General features: G+C 68.9%; 16 protein-coding genes and 1 riboswitch. Of the genes, 7 read left to right on the top strand and 9 right to left on the bottom strand.

Going from position 1 to position 18518, the window contains the following annotated elements; translation table 11 throughout:
- Positions 1–49 precede the first annotated feature (49 nt).
- The 4 genes from yihA to AC1Q6E_RS25890 all read left to right on the top strand — a co-directional run bounded on the left by yihA (position 50) and on the right by AC1Q6E_RS25890 (position 4098).
- The gene (gene yihA, locus AC1Q6E_RS25905) at positions 50–673 is read left to right on the top strand and encodes a ribosome biogenesis GTP-binding protein YihA/YsxC (RefSeq protein WP_296558265.1); all 624 of its coding nucleotides are present in this window, start codon (positions 50–52) and stop codon (positions 671–673) included.
- Between the two features lie 82 nt (positions 674–755).
- Positions 756–1766, top strand: coding sequence for a porphobilinogen synthase (gene hemB, locus AC1Q6E_RS25900; RefSeq protein ID WP_152793619.1), 1011 nt, complete (start codon positions 756–758; stop codon positions 1764–1766).
- Between the two features lie 4 nt (positions 1767–1770).
- The gene (locus AC1Q6E_RS25895; protein ID WP_152793620.1) at positions 1771–2979 is read left to right on the top strand and encodes a magnesium transporter CorA family protein; all 1209 of its coding nucleotides are present in this window, start codon (positions 1771–1773) and stop codon (positions 2977–2979) included.
- 3 nt (positions 2980–2982) lie between these two features.
- Entirely contained in the window at positions 2983–4098 is a 1116-nt protein-coding gene (locus tag AC1Q6E_RS25890) for a PAS domain-containing protein (RefSeq protein ID WP_152793621.1), read from the top strand.
- A gap of 12 nt (positions 4099–4110) precedes the next feature.
- Here AC1Q6E_RS25890 and dsbD read toward each other — a convergent pair whose 3' ends face one another.
- The 4 genes from dsbD to AC1Q6E_RS25870 form a co-directional block, all read right to left on the bottom strand.
- Positions 4111–6039: a protein-disulfide reductase DsbD gene (gene dsbD / locus AC1Q6E_RS25885; RefSeq protein WP_492573809.1), complete on the bottom strand. Its 1929-nt coding sequence runs from the start codon at positions 6037–6039 to the stop codon at positions 4111–4113.
- Positions 6039–6380, bottom strand: a complete 342-nt coding sequence (cutA, locus tag AC1Q6E_RS25880; RefSeq protein WP_152792802.1) for a divalent-cation tolerance protein CutA — start codon at positions 6378–6380, stop codon at positions 6039–6041. The genes dsbD and cutA overlap by 1 nt, the downstream gene beginning before the upstream one ends.
- A gap of 16 nt (positions 6381–6396) precedes the next feature.
- Positions 6397–7206 carry an ABC transporter permease gene (locus tag AC1Q6E_RS25875; RefSeq protein ID WP_492573808.1) on the bottom strand — a complete coding sequence of 270 codons (810 nt, stop codon included), beginning with the start codon at positions 7204–7206 and terminating at the stop codon, positions 6397–6399.
- 73 nt (positions 7207–7279) lie between these two features.
- A complete protein-coding gene (locus tag AC1Q6E_RS25870; RefSeq protein WP_152792801.1) occupies positions 7280–8239 on the bottom strand; it encodes an ATP-binding cassette domain-containing protein in 960 nt (319 codons plus the stop codon).
- Between the two features lie 144 nt (positions 8240–8383).
- On the opposite strand from AC1Q6E_RS25870, the gene AC1Q6E_RS25865 reads away from it, so the two are divergent.
- The gene (locus tag AC1Q6E_RS25865) at positions 8384–9481 is read left to right on the top strand and encodes a helix-turn-helix transcriptional regulator (protein WP_492573807.1); all 1098 of its coding nucleotides are present in this window, start codon (positions 8384–8386) and stop codon (positions 9479–9481) included.
- A 138-nt stretch (positions 9482–9619) separates the two neighbouring features.
- Positions 9620–9728: riboswitch (glycine riboswitch) on the top strand.
- A 46-nt stretch (positions 9729–9774) separates the two neighbouring features.
- A complete protein-coding gene (locus tag AC1Q6E_RS25860) occupies positions 9775–11067 on the top strand; it encodes a D-amino acid dehydrogenase (protein ID WP_152792799.1) in 1293 nt (430 codons plus the stop codon).
- 6 nt (positions 11068–11073) lie between these two features.
- Here the strand turns inward: AC1Q6E_RS25860 and AC1Q6E_RS25855 are convergent, their stop codons facing one another.
- The 5 genes from AC1Q6E_RS25855 to AC1Q6E_RS25835 form a co-directional block, all read right to left on the bottom strand.
- Complete coding sequence (locus AC1Q6E_RS25855; RefSeq protein WP_152792798.1) at positions 11074–12753, bottom strand: GMC family oxidoreductase; 1680 nt, start codon at positions 12751–12753, stop codon at positions 11074–11076.
- Positions 12754–12861: 108 nt separating this feature from the next.
- Complete coding sequence (locus AC1Q6E_RS25850; RefSeq protein ID WP_492573806.1) at positions 12862–14334, bottom strand: aldehyde dehydrogenase family protein; 1473 nt, start codon at positions 14332–14334, stop codon at positions 12862–12864.
- Positions 14335–14473: 139 nt separating this feature from the next.
- Positions 14474–15469, bottom strand: a complete 996-nt coding sequence (locus AC1Q6E_RS25845; protein ID WP_152792796.1) for a TRAP transporter substrate-binding protein — start codon at positions 15467–15469, stop codon at positions 14474–14476.
- Positions 15470–15507: 38 nt separating this feature from the next.
- Positions 15508–16785 (bottom strand): TRAP transporter large permease, encoded by a 1278-nt coding sequence (locus tag AC1Q6E_RS25840; protein ID WP_152792795.1) that lies wholly within the window; start codon positions 16783–16785, stop codon positions 15508–15510.
- The gene (locus AC1Q6E_RS25835; protein WP_492573805.1) at positions 16782–17333 is read right to left on the bottom strand and encodes a TRAP transporter small permease; all 552 of its coding nucleotides are present in this window, start codon (positions 17331–17333) and stop codon (positions 16782–16784) included. Before AC1Q6E_RS25835 ends, AC1Q6E_RS25840 begins: the two co-directional genes overlap by 4 nt.
- Positions 17334–17439: 106 nt before the next feature.
- Here AC1Q6E_RS25835 and AC1Q6E_RS25830 point away from each other — a divergent pair, with 106 nt between their 5' ends.
- Positions 17440–18387, top strand: a complete 948-nt coding sequence (locus tag AC1Q6E_RS25830; RefSeq protein ID WP_152792793.1) for a LysR family transcriptional regulator — start codon at positions 17440–17442, stop codon at positions 18385–18387.
- Positions 18388–18518: the final 131 nt, after the last annotated feature.

Raw genomic sequence — 18518 nt, 5'->3', positions numbered from 1 at the left:
GCCGTACAATAGGGGGTTATTGTCCAACTTCGCCGCGCGGCGACGCCCAGTGTCCATTCTCCATCGCGCTCATTTCACGACGTCCGCCGCCCGGCTCGACCAGTTGCCCCCGCCCGGGGCGCCGGAAGTCTGCTTCGTCGGCCGCTCCAACGCCGGCAAGTCGTCGGCGATCAACGTGCTGACCCAGCAGCGGCGCCTGGCCTTCTCCAGCAAGACGCCGGGCCGCACCCGGCTGATCAACATGTTCGGCCTTCCCGACCCGCTCGACCCCGAGCGCGACCTGGGATTCCTGGTCGACCTGCCCGGCTACGGCTATGCCTCGGTGGCCAGGGAAGACCGCTCGCAGTGGGCCCAGGTGCTGGGTGGCTACCTGCGCGACCGGCCCTCGCTGGCCGGCATCGTGCTGCTGGTGGACATCCGCCGCGGCGTGACCGACCTGGACCGCAACCTGATCGACTGGATCGCTCCTTCCGGCAAGCCGGTGCTGGCCCTGCTGACCAAGGCCGACAAATTCCCCTACGGCCAGCGCATCAAGGCCCAGTTCGCCGTCAAGAAAGAACTCGCCGCCATCGGCGCGCTGCACACCGTGCCGTTTTCTTCGACCCATCGCCTCGGCCTGGAAGAAGCGGCCGCCTACATCGAGGGCTGGCTGATGCCCCAGGTCGCCGCATGACGCCTGCGGGGGCGCGATGGTATCTTGCGATGGCCCGGGGGTCCGTCCCCCGCCGCGCAGCATTGACAGGACGGAAACCACAATGAGCCAACACGAAGTATTCGCCGACTTTCCCGCCGGACGGCCCCGACGCCTGCGGCGCGACGATTTCACCCGCCGCCTGGTGCGCGAGAGCCGGCTGTCCGCCGACGACCTCATCTATCCCGTGTTCGTGGCCGAAGGCAAGGGGCTGCGCCAGCCGGTGCCGTCGCTGCCCGGCGTCGAGCGTTACAGCCTGGATACCCTGCTACCGGTGGCCGAGGAATGCGTCGAACTCGGGATCCCGGTCCTGGCGCTGTTCCCCGTGATCGCGCCGGAACTGAAGACGCCGGACGGCATCGCCGCGACGCGGCCCGACGGCCTGGTCCCGCGCGTGGTGGCCGAGCTCAAGAAGCGTCTGCCCGAGCTGGGCATCCTGACCGATGTCGCGCTCGACCCCTACACCAGCCACGGACAGGACGGACTGATCGACGAGGCCGGCTACGTACAGAACGAGCCCACGGTCGAGATCCTGGTCCAGCAGGCCCTGGTGCAGGCCGAAGCCGGCGTGGACATCGTCGCGCCCAGCGACATGATGGACGGCCGCATCGGCGCCATCCGCCAGGCGCTGGAGGCACGCGGCCACATCCACACCCGCATCATGGCCTACTCGGCCAAGTACGCCAGCGCGTTCTACGGCCCCTTCCGCGATGCCGTCGGCTCCGCCTCGAACCTGGGCAAGTCGAACAAGGCCGCCTACCAGATGGATCCGGGCAACATCGACGAGGCCCTGCGCGAAGTCGCGCTGGACCTGCGCGAAGGCGCGGACATGGTCATGGTCAAGCCCGGCATGCCCTACCTGGACGTGCTGCGGCGGGTCAAGGATACCTTCCGCGTCCCCACCTTCGCCTATCAGGTCAGCGGCGAATACGCGATGATCAAGGCGGCCGGCGCCAACGGCTGGCTGGACGAGGACAAGGTCGTCATGGAAGCCCTGCTGGCGTTCAAGCGCGCCGGCGCCGACGGCATCCTGACCTATTTCGCGCTCGACGCGGCCCGCAAGCTGAAAGGCTGACGCCATGGACGTCCTCTGGATATCGGAAAACGGAGGGCCCCGTCCACACAACGCGGCGCAACTGGCCGCCAGCAAGGGCTTCCTGTGGATAGACGCGGGCGCCGAGGACCTAGCGGCCAACCCCGACGCGTGGCGCGACGACATCGCGCGGCTGACCGGCGTGCAGTTGCACGACCTGCACCTGCAGGATGCCGCCAATCCGGTCCACCCTTCGTACTTCGACAACACCGCCACCTACGAGATGGTGGTGTTCCGCCGCATCGTGACCGACGCGCCGGCGGCCGAGCCACGTCCCGCCGCGGCCAACGGCAAGCTCGGCATCCCGCTGCTGGCCAGCCTGCGCACGCAGCCGGTGTCGTTCTTCGTGCTGGGGCAGGCGCTGATCACCGTCCGCCACGGCTACAGCGCCACCTGCCAGGAAATGAAGCGCCGCCTGGCCGAGCAGCGCGGCGAGGTCGCGCCCGAGGGACGGCGGGACCGCACGCCCAGCAGCATCGGCCCGCTGGGCCGCGCGCCGTCCGGCCCCGCCGAACTGATGCTGAGGCTGCTCAACGGCATGGTCGACAAGTACCTGGCGCTGCGCCAGCCCCTGACCTTGCAGCTCGATCGCTGGCAGCGCGAGCTGCTCAACCCCAACGGCCGTTTCCGCAACTGGCTGGCGCTGCTCGATGCCCGCATCGTGCTGCGGCGCCTGGAGAACATCTGCGAGGAACAATACGACGCCTTGTCCGAACTGCGCGACGCGGCCATGGACCGCAGCGAGGACGCCTGGGGCTCCGGCGCCTTCGACCAGCGGCGCGATACGCTGCTGGTCCGCATCAACGACGTCATGGAACACGTGAATCGCGTGCTGAGCCATGCGCGGCGCATGGAATCGTCGGTCGAGAACGCGGTGCAGCTGCATTTCTCCGCCACGGCCCACCGCACCAACGAGATCATGCGCATCCTGACCGTGGTCACCGTCATCTTCATGCCGCTCACGCTCATCACCGGGATCTTCGGCATGAACGTGGATCACCTGCCCTTCGTCCACGAAAGCGGTTCGTTCTGGTGGATCATGGTGGGCATGATGCTGCTGGCGCTGCTGCTGTGGAGCTGGTTCTCGGCCCGGCGTTTCCTGGAAATGCGGCCCTACCGGGTGGCGGAGGCGCTGGCGCGCAAGGCGGGACTTCGGACCGGCAAGGAAGACCCGGACACCGCCGACAGGCTTTGATCCATGGCCGGGCACTCCTCGCTCCAGGACCGTTCGCGATCGATCGCCGCGCGCCTGTATGAAGGCATCGCGGCGCCGGACCAGTGGCAGGCCGGGCTGGGCCTGCTGGCCGCCGAAGTCGGCGGCCGGGCCTTCCACCAGGTAACGGTGGACCTGCGCGACGGCAGCGTGCCGGACCGCGTGATCTGCGACGCCGCGCCGCTGCACAAGTTCGACGAATATGCCGAGCACTACGTCCAGGACGACGAACGGCTGGCGCTTTTCGCCCATCTGCGGGAAGGCAGTTTCATCCTCGACCACGAACACCTGGACAGCCGGCAGATGTCGCGCTCGGCGGTCTATTCGGACTTCCTGCACGGCCTGGACCTGCGCCACACCCTGTGTCTGCTGCTGCGCGACGACGGCGAGACACGCGACTACCTGGGCATCATGCGGCCGGCGGACCACCGCCCCTACGGGGAACACGAGCGTGCTCTGATCGAAATCGTCATGCCCGACATGGTCCGCGCGGCACGGCTGCGCGCGCGCATGATGCAGTTGCAACGCGCGGCGCTGCTGGGCCGCGCCGCGCTGGACGGACTGCCGCGGGGCGTGGCCGTCGTCGATGCCCGGGGCCGGGTCGAATACGCCAACGCCCGCGCCGAACAGTACATACGCACATCGCCGTGGCTGAACGCGAAAGGCGGCATCCTGGGCATGCGGGACCCGTCCACCCAGCGACGCCTGCAGGCCGCGCTGAGCCTGGCCTGCTCGGCAGAAAAAAAGGCGGATCTCTTTCCCACCGGCGGGCCTCTCCCGCCGGACTGGATCACCGTCCTGCCGCTGGACACCCTGCACGTGCTGGCCGGGCTGCGCGATACGCCGCTGGCCCTGGTCATCTTTTCCGGGCCCGCCGACAGCCTGCCATTGGACACGCAGCTCATGACCCAGGCCCTGGGCATCACGCCGGCCGAAGCACGCCTGGCGCAAGCCCTGGCCACCGGACAGACCATCAAGACATTCGCCGCCGCGCAGGCCATCTCGCCAGAGACCGCGCGCAGCCACCTGAAGAGCCTGTTCAGGAAAACCGGCTGCCGGCGGCAGGTCGAGCTGGTGCAGTTGATCCGGACCCTGGCCTGACCGCGGGCCTCGTCAGCGCGCGGCCGCCGCCAACACGTCGTCCAGCACCCGGGCGAAACGCTCCGCGCCCTGGAAGCCGATGACCCGCTGGGGCAGCGGCGCGCCGCCCGGCGCGAAGAACACGATGCCGGGGGGGCCGAACAGCTTGAAGCGCTTGAGCAACTCGCGGTCGTCCGCATTGTTGGCGGTCACGTCCGCCTGCACCAGGCGCATGCCGGCCAGCCGCTGCGCGACGTCGGCGCGGGGGAAGGTCAGCGCCTCCATCTCCTTGCACGACACGCACCAGTCGGCGTAGAAATCCAGCATCACCGGACGATCGGAAGCCGCCAGCAGCGCATCGAGCTCGGCCACCGAGCGCACACGCTCGAATGCCGCGCCCGCCCCGGGCCGCGACGCCCCGCCCCCCGGGGGACTCCAAAGACCTTCCCCTGCGCCCTGGACCGGAGCCGGCCCCTGTACAGGCGGCGCCAGGACCTGGATCGGGCCTTCGCCGCGCGACGCGGCAAGGTGGCCCAGCGGTTGCAGCGGATCGCGGCCGCCGCTTGCCACGCCCACGGCCTGCAAGACGCCGGCCAGCGCGAACAGGACACCCAGGCCCTTGAGTACGCGGCGGCCGGTGCCGGCCTCGGCGGGCAAGGCATCGAAGGCGTGCAGCAGGGTGGCCGCCAGGATGGCCAGCACCGCCCAGCCCGCCATCTGGACCCAACCCGGCAGCACGGGCCAAAGCATCCACCAGGCCACCGCCAGCAGCAGCATGCCGAAGAAGCGTTTCACACCATCCATCCAGAGTCCCGCCTTGGGTAGAAGCGCGCCCGCCGAGGCGCCGGCGGCCAGCAGCGGCACGCCCATGCCCCAGGCCAGCGCGAACAAGGCGACGCCCCCCAGCAGCACGTCGCCCGTCTGCGAGACGTACAACAGCGCGCCCGCCAGCGGCGCGGCGACGCAGGGCCCGACGATCAGCGCGGACACGGCGCCCATCGCCACCGCCCCGGTGGCGCGGCCGCCGGGCAGGCGCGAGACCCGGTCCGACAGGGACGTCTGCCAGCTCGCCGGCAACTGCAACGTGAACACGTCGAACATGGCCAGGGCCAGCACCGCCAGCAGCGCGGCGAACACCCCCAGTACCCAGGGCGTCTGCAACGAGGCCGCCAGGCTGACGCCGCTCAGCGCCGCCAGCAGGCCGACCGCCGTATACACCACCGACATGCCCAGTACATAGGCCGCCGCGAGGCCCAGGCCCCGCAGGCGCGGCCGGGCATGCGCGGCGGCGTCGCCGACCACGATGGCCGACAGGATGGGCACCATGGGCAGCACACAGGGCGTGAGCGACAGCAGCAGCCCCAGGCCCATGAACACCAATGCCGTGCGGACCAGGCCGCTGCCGGCCAGCATGCCGGCCAGCCCCACGTCGTCCGCGCCGGCGAGGGCCGACCACCGCAGGCCCTGCTCCGCCCCGCCCTCGATCTGCGGCAGGCCGCCCGGCGCCGACGCGGCGGCGATGCGCACCTTGTGCTCGGCCGGCGGATAGCACAGGCCGGCGTCGGCGCAACCCTGGCTGGTCACCGCCAACGCGAACGCCGCGCCGGTGGGGATCGTCAGGCGCGCCGCCACCTTGTCGCGGTAGGTCTCGACCTCCTTGTCGAAGGTCTGGTCGAACTTGACCTGCCCGGGCGGCAATTGGGGCTCGCCCAGCGCCACGTCCGGCGGATCCGCGACGAATCGGAATTGCTCGCGGTACATGTAGTAGCCCGGCGCGATCGCCCAGGACAGCTCGATGGCGTCGGGCGCCACGGCACGCGCGGAGAAGCGGAAGGCCTGCTCCGGCGGCAGGAAATCCGCCGCCGGCGCGAAGCGAGGCAGCAACACGGCACACACCCACGCCAGGCAGGCCAGGACCCGGAAAATGCGCGGGCAGGCCACCCGCAAACGGAACATGGACATCAGCTTTTCGTTTCCTGCCGGACCCAATCCAGATAGGCCGGCAATCCTTCGGTCACGGGCACGGCGATGATCTCGGGCACCTCGTAGGGATGCAGCCGGGCGATCGTCTCCTGCACGGCCCTCTGGCGGGCCGCCGTGGTCTTGATCAGCAGCGGAATCTCGTCGGCGGACTCCACCTCCCCCTTCCACCGGTAGATGGACAACACCGGCGCGCCGACGTTCACACAGGCGGCCACACCGTCTTCGACGAGGCGGCGGGCGATGTCCCGGGCGGTATCGGCGTCGGGGGCGTTGCAGAATACCAGCACGACTTCACGGGCGGCCTCGGACGGCGATGGCATGGGGGACTCCATGGTTTCAGCGCAACAGCCGGCGGCGCATCAACGCGGTGGCCAGCCAGACGGCGACCGCCGCGGTCAGCGCCAGTTGAAACACCGGCCCCCAGGGCTGGTCGGGCATCCGGCCCAGCACCAGCGGCCTCACCAGCTCGATGGCCGGAGCCAGCGGCAACAGCCGGGCCGCCTGCACCAGCGCCTCGGGCAGTTGCGACACCGGAAAGAACACGCCGGACAGGAACACCATCGGCGTCACGCCCAGCGTGAAGTAATACATGAAGAAATCGAAGCCCTTGGCCAGGGCCGACATGACCAGCGCCAGGGCGGAGAAGGTCACCCCCAGCAGGACCAGCACCAGCGGAATCCACCACAGCGTGGCGGCGCGCGAAATGTCCAGCGCCACCACCACCAGCAGGATCGCCAGCCCGCTTTTCATGCTCTTGGCCGCGGCCCACAGGATCTCGGCGAATACCACGTCGTCCAGCGACAGCGGCGTATTCAGCATCGCGTCCCACGAACGCTGGATATGCAGCCGGGAAAAGGCGCTGTAGGTCGCCTCGAACGTGGCCGCGTACAACGCGCCCATGCAGATCGAGCCGGCGGCCAGGAAAGTCACGTACGGGACGCCCTCTATGCCCGGCAGCAGGCTGCCCAGCCCATAGCCCAACGCCAGCAACGCCACCATCGGATCCATGACATCGCCCAGCACCGTCGTCAACGCCGTCTTGCGCCACACCAGGAAATTTCGCCGCAACACCGGCACGCACCCGCGCCCCGGCCGGGGCAGGCCCCAGACCCCGGGGCGCGGAGCATCCATCGCCTGTTCGCTCATCTCAGTCCTCAATCCAGGAAACCGCGGATCCGCCGGCTTCGCCCCCTGGGGGCGCGTCAGCGCGCAGGGGGGTTCATTCTCTCAGATCGCGGCCGGCCAGCCGCAGGAACAGGTCTTCCAGGTTGGCCGGCCGGTGCAGATAACGTACCCGGCCCCCTTCGCGCAGCAGAGCCAGCACGGGCTCCGGCTCGGCCGTGTAGCAGTAGACCGTCTCGCCACTGACCTCGACGCGGCCCGGCATGACGGCGCGGTGGCGCTCCAGCCAATCGAGGGCGCCTTCCCCGAACACTTCCACCACCTCGGGTTCGACGTGGCGCGCGATCAGGTCCTGGGGGGCCCCCTCGGCGATCATCCTGCCCCGGTCCAACAGGCCCAGCCGGTCGCAGAGGCGCTCGGCCTCATCCATGAAATGCGTGGTCAGCAGGATGGTCTTGCCCTGCGCCAACAACGTTTTCAGGCGCTCCCAGATCAGGTGGCGCGCCTGCGGGTCCAGGCCGGTGGTGGGCTCATCCATCACGATCAGGTCAGGATCGTTGACCAGCGCCCGCGCCAGCGTCAGGCGCCGCTTCATGCCGCCCGACAGCTCGTTGATGCGCGCCGTGCGCTTGGACGCCAGCGACGCGAACTCCAGCAGGCCGGGAATGCGCCGGCGGATCTCGGCGTCGGCCAGGCCGAAGTAGCGGCCGAACACGAGTAGATTTTCCTCGACCGTGAAATCGGGATCGAGATTGTCGATCTGCGGCACCACCCCTATGCGCGCCCTGGCCTGGCGCGCCTGCGCCGGCACCGGGTAATCCAGCAGCCTGATCGCGCCGCCATCCACCGGGGTCAGGCCCAGGATGGACCGCAAGGTGGTGGTCTTGCCGGCGCCGTTGGGGCCCAGCAAGCCATAGCACTCGCCGCGCGCGATCTCGAAGGACAGCGCGTCCACGATGACACGCCCGCCGTAGCGCTTGTCCAGCCGCTCGACCCGCAGCGCGGGTCCCGGGGTAGCCAGGGGCCTGGCCCCCGCATGCAGCGAATTGGTGGTCATGCTTTGATAGTACCCCGGAGCGTAGCCACGCCGGCTGCGACATCCGCGCGCAGGGTTTTCCTGATGTGGCCAGGGAATAGAAGTGATTGCCCGCTTCGCATTCCCCGTAACATGATGTAACCATTGAACGGCCATACGATCACAATGGGTATTACCCCCTCTCAGGAAATCTACGACGTCCTCGTCGGACTCTGCTACGAAAGCGTGCTGGACAACACCCGCTGGCCGGCGCTGCTCGACGCGCTGGCTGCGGCCAGCGGCAGGCAGTTCGGCGCGATCGCCATCCACCGCCCCGGCGAGACCGCTGCAACCGTCACGCTGGCGGCCCGGTGCGACCCCGCCGCCATCCAGGCCTACAACGCCCACTACGGCGCCATCGATCCAATACGCGAGCTGATCGCCGCGACGAACGACGGCCAGTGGACCCACGACCGCCGCGAATTGCCGGCCGAAACCCTCCAGCATCACCCGTACTACCAGGAATTCCAGCAGGCCCAGGGCATGGACGACCGCGCGTCGATCCGGCTGGACGGCCAGGACTCCTGCGTCTATGTCGCGCTGCTGACCGCCATCGGCGTGCGGCCCGATGCCTCCCACGACGATCTGCTGGTACGCCTCGCGCCCCACCTGCAGCGCGCCGGCACGCTCTACGACACGTTGGCCGGGCTGCGCGACGGCCTCGGCCGGCGGGACCGGTTGCTGGACAGCCTGCCCACCCCGCTATGGCTGCTCGATGACGGACGGCGCGTGGCCTACCGCAATGCCGCGGCCGAACGGCATGCCGCCCGGCCCGATGGCGCCCTGTGCGAACACGACGGCCAGATACGCCCCCGCCGCGCCCCCGCCAGCCGGCTCGAAACCGCCATCCTCCAGGCCGCCGGACACGCGGGACCGCGCCGCGCCGCGCGCATCGCGCCCCCCACCGCCGGCGGCCCGGACATCCTGGTCACGCCGCTGTCCGAGGATCATCCTGACAACCCCTTGCAGCGCCCGCTCGTCGCGGTCAGCGTGATCGATCCCGAGCAACAGAACCTCAAGGTGACCGACCTCTTCCAGTTCAGCCGGGCCGAGGCGCGCCTGGCAGCCAAACTGCAGGAAGGGCTGAGCCTGTCCGAATATGCCGAGCGCCAGGGCATCGCGCTCAGCACCGCGCGCACGCAATTGCGCGCGCTCTTCACGAAGACGGGCACGCATCGGCAGGGCGAACTCGTAAGCCTGCTGCTGAGACTCGCTCGGCATTGATCGAAACCCTCGCGATACCGAGGATGGCAATGGCGGAAAGCCCATGCTATCCTGCCTCGCACCAGGAGAACGAAGCGGCGCGGCCTGCCGCTTCTACCGAAGGCGTATCCCCTGAAACGCTCAGGTCACAAGACTGGCAACCAAACAACTGGAGAGCGTCGCGCCCCCTGACGGGCGTGGCCGCCGAAGGGGCAAGCAGCGCCAATCGGCGCGCGAATCTCTCAGGCAAAAGGACAGTAGGGGCAAGCGGCAGACACCTGCCGCTTGCCCCTGTTTTTTTGCGAGAGCCTGCAATGAAAGTCATCGTCATGGGCGCCGGCATCACTGGCGTCACGTCGGCCTGGTACCTCGCCAAGGCCGGGCACGAGGTCGTCGTCCTGGAACGCAACGCGGGCGCCGCGCGCGAAACCAGCTTCGGCAACGGCGGCCAGATCTCCGTCAGCCACGCCGAGCCCTGGGCCAACCCGTCCGCCCCGCTGAAGCTCCTGCGCTGGCTCGGCCGCGAGGACGCCCCGCTGCTGTTCCGCCTGCGCGCCGATCCCGACCAATGGAAGTGGGGCCTGCAATTCCTGCGCGAGTGCACCGCGGCGCGATCGCGGCACAACATGATCCAGATCCTGAACCTGGGCACCTACAGCCGAGCCAGCCTGCAGGAACTGCGCGCCGAGACCGGCATCCGCTACGACCACCTGCAACGGGGCATCCTGCATTTCTATACCAGCCAGAAGGAATTCGACGCCGCGCTCGAGCCGGCCCGCATCATGCGCGAGATGGGTTGCGAACGGCAGGTGATCGATCGCGAGGAAGTCGTGCGCATCGAACCCGCGCTGGCGCAGATCGCGTCCCGCCTGGCGGGCGCCACCTACACCAGCGCCGACGAATCGGGCGACGTGCATCTGTTCACCACCCGCCTGGCCGAGCTGTGCGCGCAGCGCGGCGTCAGTTTCCGCTACGGCGTACGCGTGCAGGCGCTGCGCACCGAGGGAGGAGCCATGACCGGCGTCGAGATCGCCGGCGAAAACGGCGGCTACGAAACGGTCACGGGCGATGCCTACGTGCTGGCGCTGGGCAGCTTCAGCCCGCAACTGGCGCGGCAGGCGGGCGTTCCCTTGTCCATCTATCCGGCCAAGGGCTATTCGGCCACCCTGCCGGTGCTCGACCCCGCGCTGGCGCCCGAGGTCAGCCTGACCGACGACGAATACAAACTGGTGTTCTCGCGCCTGGGCGACCGGCTGCGCGTGGCCGGCACCGCTGAACTGAACGGCTACGGGCTGGCGCTGAATCCGGTGCGCTGCGAAGCGCTGGTCAAGCGCACGCTGGACATCTTTCCCGGCATGAGCCGGCCCGAGCTGGCGCAGTATTGGGCCGGCCTGCGTCCGGCCACGCCGGGCAACGTGCCCTATATCGGCGCCTCCAAGGTACGCGGCCTGTACCTGAACACCGGCCACGGCACCCTGGGCTGGACGCACGGCTGCGGCTCAGGCCGCGCGGTGGCGGAGATCATCGACGGCCGCCAGCCCGAGGTGGACTTCGCGTTCACGGGCCGGGAATCGATGCCGCCCGCACCCCGGCTGGCGGCGGCCTGATGTCCGTCAGGCCGGGATGGTCTGGCGCCCGGGCCGCGGACGCGACACCGGCGTCCCGCGCCTGTCGCGTGCCATTGGCGGCCGGCCCAGGATATGGTCGGCCGCCTTCTCCGCCATCATGATGATGGGCGCATTGGTCGGCCCCCGCACCACGCGCGGCATGGCCGACCCGTCCACCACGCGCAGGCCCTCCACGCCGCGAACCCGCAACTGTGCATCCAGCACCGCATCCGGGTCCGCATCGCTTCCCATCCTGCACGTGCCCACCGGGTGGTGCAGGGTGATGGCCGTGCGCCGGATGAAAGCATCGATGTCGGCGTCGCTCGTGGCCGCGGGGCCGGGCGCCAGCTCTTCGGCCCGGAACGGCGCCAGCGGCGGCTGTTCGCCGATGGCCCGCATGATGCGCACCATCTGGCGCACGGCGCGCCGGTCGTGGTCGGTGGACAGGAAATTCTGGCGGATCACGGCGGGCGCCGTGGGATCGCCGCTCGCCAGCGAGACGCTGCCCCGGCTCTCGGGCGTGACGAAGACGCCCTTGATGGCGAAGGCATCGACATAGGGCTTGAGCAGCGGGCCGAAATGTGGACCGGCGTCCATGGGCGCGGCGGCCAGCAGCAACTGCAGGTCGGGCAGCGGCAGCCCGGGATGGCTGCGCACCAGGCCCACGGCCGCGGCGGGCACCTTGCTGGACAGGCCCGAGCCGAACATCCAGGTACGCAACAGATCGAAGCCGATACGGTCCAGGCGCAGCGCACGGTGCAGCGGACCCGTTTGCTTGCGGCGCCAGCGGACGTCGCACACCACGTGGTCCTGCAGATTGCGTCCCACGCCGGGCAGGTCGACCCGGGCCGCGATGCCGTGCCGGCCGAGTTCTGCGGCATTGCCTATGCCCGAGAGCATCAGCAGTTGCGGCGAATTGATCACGCCCCCCGCCAGCAGCACCTCGCGTTCGCACCGTACCTGCTCGCGGCGGCCGCCGCGCAGGACTTCGACGCCCACGGCGCGACCCTGCTCCATCAGCACCTTCGTGGTCAACGCACCGGTCCACACCGTGACGTTGCCGCGCGCCACCGCCGGCCGCAGGTAGGCCGACGCGGCGCTCCAGCGGCGGCCACGGCGGATGGTGGCCTGCATGGGACCGAAGCCTTCGATGCTGGCGCCGTTGTAGTCGTCGTTGCGGCCGTGGCCGGCCAGATCCGTGGCGCGCAGGAAGGCGTCCACCAACGGGTCCTCGTAGTGCAGGCGCGTCACGGTCAGCGGACCGTCGCCGCCACGCAGGTCGCTGGCGCCCTCTTCCCACGATTCGCTGCGGCGGAAATACGGCAGCACGTCATCGTAGGACCACCCTTCCAGCCCCAGGCCGCGCGCCCAGTGGTCGTAGTCTTCCCTGGCGCCGCGCGCATAGGCCATGCCGTTGATCGAGGTCGAGCCGCCCAGCACCTTGCCGCGCGCGCACTCGATGCGGCGGTCGTCCATGCCGGGTTCGGGCTCGGTGAAATAGCCCCAGTCGTACATCCGGTGCTTGAGGATCAGGCCCCAGGTCAGCGGGATGCGGATCACGGGCGAACGGTCGGGGCCGCCGGCCTCCAGCACCAGTATCTTCAGCGCCGGGTCGGCGCCCAGCCGGTAGGCCAGCGTGCATCCCGCGGAGCCCGCGCCCACGATGATGTAGTCATAGTGATTCATGTCATTTTCCAAGCCGCCAGCGCATGTCGATCCAGGGCGCCGCGGATCCGGCTCCGCCGGTCCGCCAGCGCCGCCCCCTGGGGGGGCGCCCGGAGGGCGTAGGGGGGACTAGTTCAGTTTCAGATTGACGTTCTTGGTGTAGGTGAATTCCAGGAGTTCTTCGAAGCATTCCTCGCGCCCGATGCCCGACTGCTTCACCCCGCCGAAGGGCGCGCCGATGAAGTGCTGGCTGGTGTTGTTGATCCAGACGTAGCCGGTGTGGATGCGGCGGGCGGCCCGGTGCGCGGTGTCCAGGTCGCGGGTCCAGATCGAACCGGTCAGGCCGAAATCCACGGCGTTGACGTCGGCCCACATCGCATCCTCGTCGGACCAGCGGAACACCGACATGATGGGACCGAACACTTCCTCGCGCGCCAGCCGCATGTCCGGCCGCATGTCGGCGAAGATGGTCGGTTCGAAGAAGAACCCGTCGCGCAGCGCGGGATCCTCGGGCTGACGCCCCCCCGTCACCAACCGTCCGCCCTCGTCCAGCGCGGACTGCACGAAGCCCCGCACCTTCTCCAACTGGGCCCGGCTGACCAGCGACCCCATGGTCGTGGCCGGATCCGTCGGAATGCCGGGCCGGTGCCGCCTGGGCAGCAGTTCGGCCACGCGTGCCAGGACCTCGTCATGGATGCTTTCGTGCAGGAAGACGCGGCTGGTGGAGCCGCAGCTCTGGCCCGACCACGTGAAATTCATGCCGCCCACGATGCCGTCCACCAGCTTGTCGAGGTCCGCGTCGGGGTAGGCGATCAAGGCGTTCTTGCCGCCCAGCTCCAGCAGCACCGGCTTCAGGCCGTCGGCCGCCGTCTTCATGACGGACCTGCCCGTGGGCACGCCGCCGATCAGCGTGATCTTGCGCACCAGCGGATGCTCGGCCAGCGCCTGCCCGCACTCGCGGCTGCCGCACAGGAAATTGACCACCCCCTTGGGGAAGACGTGGCCGATCAGTTCGGCCAGCCGGATGATGGACAGCGGCGCCTGGTCGGGCGACTTCACCACCACCGTGTTGCCCGCCGCCAGCGGCGCCGCCAGGCGCATGGCGGCGAACATCAGCGGATGGTTGTAGGCGACGATGCGCGCCACGACGCCCAGCGGCTCGCGCACGGTGTAGTCGAGGTAGCCGGGTCCCATGGGCAGGGTCTCGCCCTTGACCTCGGTGGCCAGGCCGGCGAAATACTCCAGGCTGTCGGCCGCGAAGTCCGCGTCCTTGGCCAGGATGGACACCGGATTGCCGTTGTTCAGCGCATCCAGCAGCGCCAGCTCCCGGGCATGGGCGCGCAGGATGTCCGCCGCCCGGCGCAGCGTGCGGCCACGCTCCATCGGCGGCGTGGCCGCCCAGGCGGGAAAGGCGTCCTGGGCCGCGCGCACCGCGGCGTCGACGTCGCGCGCGTCGGCCACCGGCGCATCGGCCAGGTGCTCGTCATACGTGGGATTGATGGTCGGCGCGTAGACGCCGGCCAGGGGCTCGTGCCAGGCTCCCCCATAGAACAGCTGGCGGTGGGTCGGCAGGATGCCGGCGGGAATCTCGTGTGCGCGCATGGCGTCTCCGATAAATCAGTACAGTCGGTTTTCATGGCCCGGTATCCCCGGAGCCGTCCTTCCAGGACGCCGCGGATCCGGCTTCGCCGGTCCGCCAGCGTCGCCCCCCCGGGGGGGCGCCCGCAGGGCGTAGGGGGGGTCAATGCCTAAGGCGGACAGCGGCGGCGCGCAGCGCCTCGTAGTCCTTGCGGGCATCGGCCGACAGTTCCTTCATCGCGGCGGGGATCACCGCGTCCAGGTAGGCCTTGGCGTCGACCGAGGACAGCTCGACCATCTCGCCGCCGCCCTTCTCCCAGATCGCCCGAGCCTCGGCCACGCGCGCATGCACACGCGGACCGATCTCGGCATCGGTCTTGCGCGCGGCCTGGCGCAGCGGCTGCTCCAGCGGCCCCGCCGACTTCAGGAAGGTGGGACTGGCCAGCCCGACGATGGCGATGTAGGTGGACGGCAGCAGCGTCTGCGACTTGGCGACGTCGAAGTACTTCAGCGCCGACGGAATGGGCGTGCCGGAATAGACGCCGTCCAGCGTACCGTTCTGGAACGCGGGCAGCACCTCGCCCAGCGACATCGACACGGGGTTGGCGCCCAGTTGCCGCAGTTGCGCGATCAGGATCGAGGAACCGGGCACGCGGATTTTCTGCCCGGCCAGGTCCGACAGCTTGCGGACGGGCTTGCGCGAAACGATGCTGCACTGGGAATGCACGAGCGTGGTCAGCACCTCGACGCCCTTCTTCGAGGCGATGGACGCGAGCCTGGCCTTGACCTCGGGATCGGCCAGCACTTTCATGCCGTGGTCGATGCTGTCGAACACGCCGGGCACGGCCAGCGCGCCGAAGCGCGCGTCCAGGCCCTCGTACATGCCCGAGGCGTTCAGCGCCATCTCGACGGTGCCCATGCTCACGCCTTCGATCGTGCGCTGCGCGGTGCCGAGCTGGCTGGCCGGATACACCTGCCCCTTGACCTTGTTCTGCGTGGCCGCCTCCAGGTTGACCTTGTAGGCATTCAGCCAGTCGACGCCCAGGTCGTCGGACGTGGTGGTGCTGAGTTTCATGACCAGGTTCTGCGCGCGGGCGGCGGGCAGGAGCGCGAGCGCTCCCAGGCCGGCCAGATGCGCCAGGCATAGACGGCGATTCATGGTGATGTCTCCAGTGGTGGATGGCCGACGGACGGCCGTCAGTTCAACAGCAAGCGCATGCCCCAGAGGGATATGTCCGGGATATAGGTGATCAGCCCCAGCGCGATCAGGTAGATGACGACGAACGGCACGATGCCGCGGTAGATGCTTTCGAGCGGCAGCTTGAGCACGCTTTGGGCGACGAAGATGTTGATGCCGAAGGGGGGATGGAAAAGGCCGATGGACAGGTTCACCGTGACGATGATTCCGAAGTGCACGGGGTCCACGCCGATGGCGGTCACCAGCGGCATCAGCAACGGCGACAGCAACAGGATGGCGGACAGCGGATCGATGAAACACCCCACCGCCAGCAACAGGATGTTGATCGCCAGCAGCAGCGACCAGCCCGGCAGGTGCAGGTCGGTCAGCCATTGCACCAGCGCGGCGGGAACCTGGTGCACCGTCAGCAGCCAGCCGAACACGTTGGCGCAGGCCACGATGATCAGGATCTGCCCGGTGAACACCGCGGTCGTGCCGGCGCTGGCGAGAATGTCGCGCCACGACAGCTCGCGGTAGAAGTAGCGCGCCACGACGATGGCGTACAGGCAGGCCACGGCGGCCGCCTCGGTCGGCGAGAACACCCCGCCGTAGATCCCGCCCAGGATGATGACGGGCGCGCCCAGCGCCCCCAGGCCTCGCACCGCGGCCCGGCCGAAGGCCGACCACGAGAAGGGCTCGCCGCCGCCGATGCGATGGCGGCGGGCGTACCACATGACATAGGCGCACAGCATGCCGGCCAGCAGCAGCCCCGGCAACACGCCCGCGGCGTACAGCCGGGGAACCGACTGCTGCGCGGCCGCGCCGTAGACGATCATCGGGATGCTGGGCGGGATGATGATGTCGATGGCGCCCACCGCCGTCAGCAGCCCCGCCGAGAATTTCTCGGGATAGCCGCTGCGCCGCAGCGCGGGCAGCATCGCGCGCCCGATGGTCGCGACCGTGGCCGCGCTCACGCCGGAAATCGCGCCGAACAGCGCCGAGGAACCGACGGTGGTCACCGCCAGGCTGCCGCGCACCGAGCCCACGCCCGCATTGACGAAATTCACCAGCCGGTCCGCCACCGACCCGCGGCCCATCAATTCGCCGGCGAAGATGAAGAATGGAATCGCCAGCAGCGCATAGGCATCGATGGCGCCGAAAAGATTCTGGTGCAGGGCCGTGAGCGGCACATCCATGAAGAACAGCAGCGCCACGCTGACCGACGCCAGCAGCACGAGGAAGATGGGAAAGCCCAGAAGGAGCAGGCCAAGGGGGAGAAAACCCAGCGCGAAACTCATGACAACGCCTCCTCGGCCCCATCCACCGGTTCGCTCCGGCGCAGGCCGCCCCCGGCCATGCGCAGCGCCACGTCGACCAGGCCGACGAGCACCATGGCGGCGAATGCCACCGCCACCAGTGAATGCGGGATCCACATCGGGATGTGTCCGTTCTCGCTCACGCTGCCGATCTGGTGGATGCGCCAGGCGTATTCCGACGAGATGAAGCAGACGAAGCCGCACAGCGCCACGGCCGCCAGCGCCTCCATCGCGGACAGGAACCGACGCAGCTCCACCGGGAAGTAGCGGTTCAGCACGTCCATGCGCAGATGCTGCCCGCGCACCGCCGCCACGGCCGAACCGAAGAAGGCCAGCGCGGCCATCAGGTAGACCTGCAATTCGTCGGCCCCCGTGATCGAGCGGCCGAACACATAGCGCGCCACCACGTTGGCCACATTGATCGCGACGGCCGCCAACAGCGCGCTGGCCAGGGCCCGCTCCAGGCTGGTGGCGGCGTGCTCCAGGCCGCGCAGGATGCGCCGCGCGCCGCCGGGCTGGGTACTGGACATGGTGTCTCCTCTCGTTGTGGGGAGAGATCCTAGGTTGACGCCAACCATTCGTCTAATTCAAATATCTTCCTTATTACATAGTCATTCAGCTATGGATTGAATCCTCATGGCCCGCTTCGACCCCTATCTCACCTTGCAGAAACTCGAAGTCTTCTGCGTGGTGGCCGAACTCCAGAGCGTCACGCGCGCCGCGGACTACCTGTTCGTCACCCAGCCGGTCGTCACCTCGCACATCCGCAGCCTGGAGGAAAAGCTGGGCACGGCGCTGGTCCGCCGCGAAGGCCGCGGCATCGCGCTGACGGCCACTGGCCAACGCGTCTACAAATGGGCGCAGGAAGTCGTCACCCGCACGCGCGAACTGGAACGGGAACTGGGCGGCTCGACGGATCTCGCCCCGGGCCAGGCGGTGGTCGCCGCGTCCATGAGCGTGGGCACCTATCTGCTGAGCCAGTTGATCTGCGATTTCCAGGTGCTGCGGCCCGACGGCCAGGTCCATGTCTCGATCTCGAACCCGCAGGTAGCGCTGGAAGCCACGCGCACCGGCGCCTGCGACTTCGCCGTTCTCATCATCGCGCCCACGCAGAATCTGGATGGCCTGGCGGTACGCCCGCTGTGGGACGAGGACCTGCTGCTGATCAGCGCCCCGGACAGCCGCTGGGTGGGCGGCGAGGCGCGGCGCGAGGAGATCTCGCGCCTGCCCTTCATCAGCACCGCGAACAGCACCGTCATGCAGCAACTGGAGGAAGGGCAGTTGCGCGCCAACGGCATCCCGTCCCGGCGCATCGTGCTCAACCTGGGCCATCCGGAAGCGCAGAAGGAAGCCGTGCGGCGCGACCTGGGCGTGTGCTTCTTCTCCAAGACCGCGGTGGAACGCGACCTGGCGCGCGGCGAGCTGCGCTGCGTACGGACGCCCGGCCTCGCGCTCACGCTGCCGCTTTACCTGGCCAGCCGCGAGGACAAGGAATTCTCCGCCTTCCAACTGGCCCTGAAGCGGCACATCGAAGAAGCCCGGCCGCCAGGACTCAAGCCTTTTCAGGGCAAACCTGAACCCTGAATTGTTTTACATATAAGACGATGATTTATTAATGGAACGATTATGATCTAGATCAAGGCCCCGGCCGGCCGCCGTTCCTAGACTGGCAGCTCTGTTTCCCACCATGCCGCAAGCAGGAGCTGCCATGAACG

Source organism: Pigmentiphaga sp. MLSB6-MA01 (assembly GCF_058793475.1).
This window is presented reverse-complemented; position numbering and strand designations above follow the sequence as displayed.

What these genes read in the sequence shown, in the direction of transcription:
- AC1Q6E_RS25845 (WP_152792796.1), bottom strand. Translation starts at nt 15,469, where the DNA reads ATGAATCGCCGTCTATGCCTGGCGCATCTGGCCGGCCTGGGAGCGCTC.
- hemB (WP_152793619.1), top strand. Translation starts at nt 756, where the DNA reads ATGAGCCAACACGAAGTATTCGCCGACTTTCCCGCCGGACGGCCCCGA.
- AC1Q6E_RS25850 (WP_492573806.1), bottom strand. Translation starts at nt 14,334, where the DNA reads ATGCGCGCACACGAGATTCCCGCCGGCATCCTGCCGACCCACCGCCAG.
- AC1Q6E_RS25895 (WP_152793620.1), top strand. Translation starts at nt 1,771, where the DNA reads ATGGACGTCCTCTGGATATCGGAAAACGGAGGGCCCCGTCCACACAAC.
- AC1Q6E_RS25860 (WP_152792799.1), top strand. Translation starts at nt 9,775, where the DNA reads ATGAAAGTCATCGTCATGGGCGCCGGCATCACTGGCGTCACGTCGGCC.
- cutA (WP_152792802.1), bottom strand. Translation starts at nt 6,380, where the DNA reads ATGCCATCGCCGTCCGAGGCCGCCCGTGAAGTCGTGCTGGTATTCTGC.
- AC1Q6E_RS25865 (WP_492573807.1), top strand. Translation starts at nt 8,384, where the DNA reads ATGGGTATTACCCCCTCTCAGGAAATCTACGACGTCCTCGTCGGACTC.
- dsbD (WP_492573809.1), bottom strand. Translation starts at nt 6,039, where the DNA reads ATGTCCATGTTCCGTTTGCGGGTGGCCTGCCCGCGCATTTTCCGGGTC.
- AC1Q6E_RS25890 (WP_152793621.1), top strand. Translation starts at nt 2,983, where the DNA reads ATGGCCGGGCACTCCTCGCTCCAGGACCGTTCGCGATCGATCGCCGCG.
- AC1Q6E_RS25855 (WP_152792798.1), bottom strand. Translation starts at nt 12,753, where the DNA reads ATGAATCACTATGACTACATCATCGTGGGCGCGGGCTCCGCGGGATGC.
- AC1Q6E_RS25875 (WP_492573808.1), bottom strand. Translation starts at nt 7,206, where the DNA reads ATGAGCGAACAGGCGATGGATGCTCCGCGCCCCGGGGTCTGGGGCCTG.
- AC1Q6E_RS25840 (WP_152792795.1), bottom strand. Translation starts at nt 16,785, where the DNA reads ATGAGTTTCGCGCTGGGTTTTCTCCCCCTTGGCCTGCTCCTTCTGGGC.
- AC1Q6E_RS25830 (WP_152792793.1), top strand. Translation starts at nt 17,440, where the DNA reads ATGGCCCGCTTCGACCCCTATCTCACCTTGCAGAAACTCGAAGTCTTC.
- AC1Q6E_RS25870 (WP_152792801.1), bottom strand. Translation starts at nt 8,239, where the DNA reads ATGACCACCAATTCGCTGCATGCGGGGGCCAGGCCCCTGGCTACCCCG.
- AC1Q6E_RS25835 (WP_492573805.1), bottom strand. Translation starts at nt 17,333, where the DNA reads ATGTCCAGTACCCAGCCCGGCGGCGCGCGGCGCATCCTGCGCGGCCTG.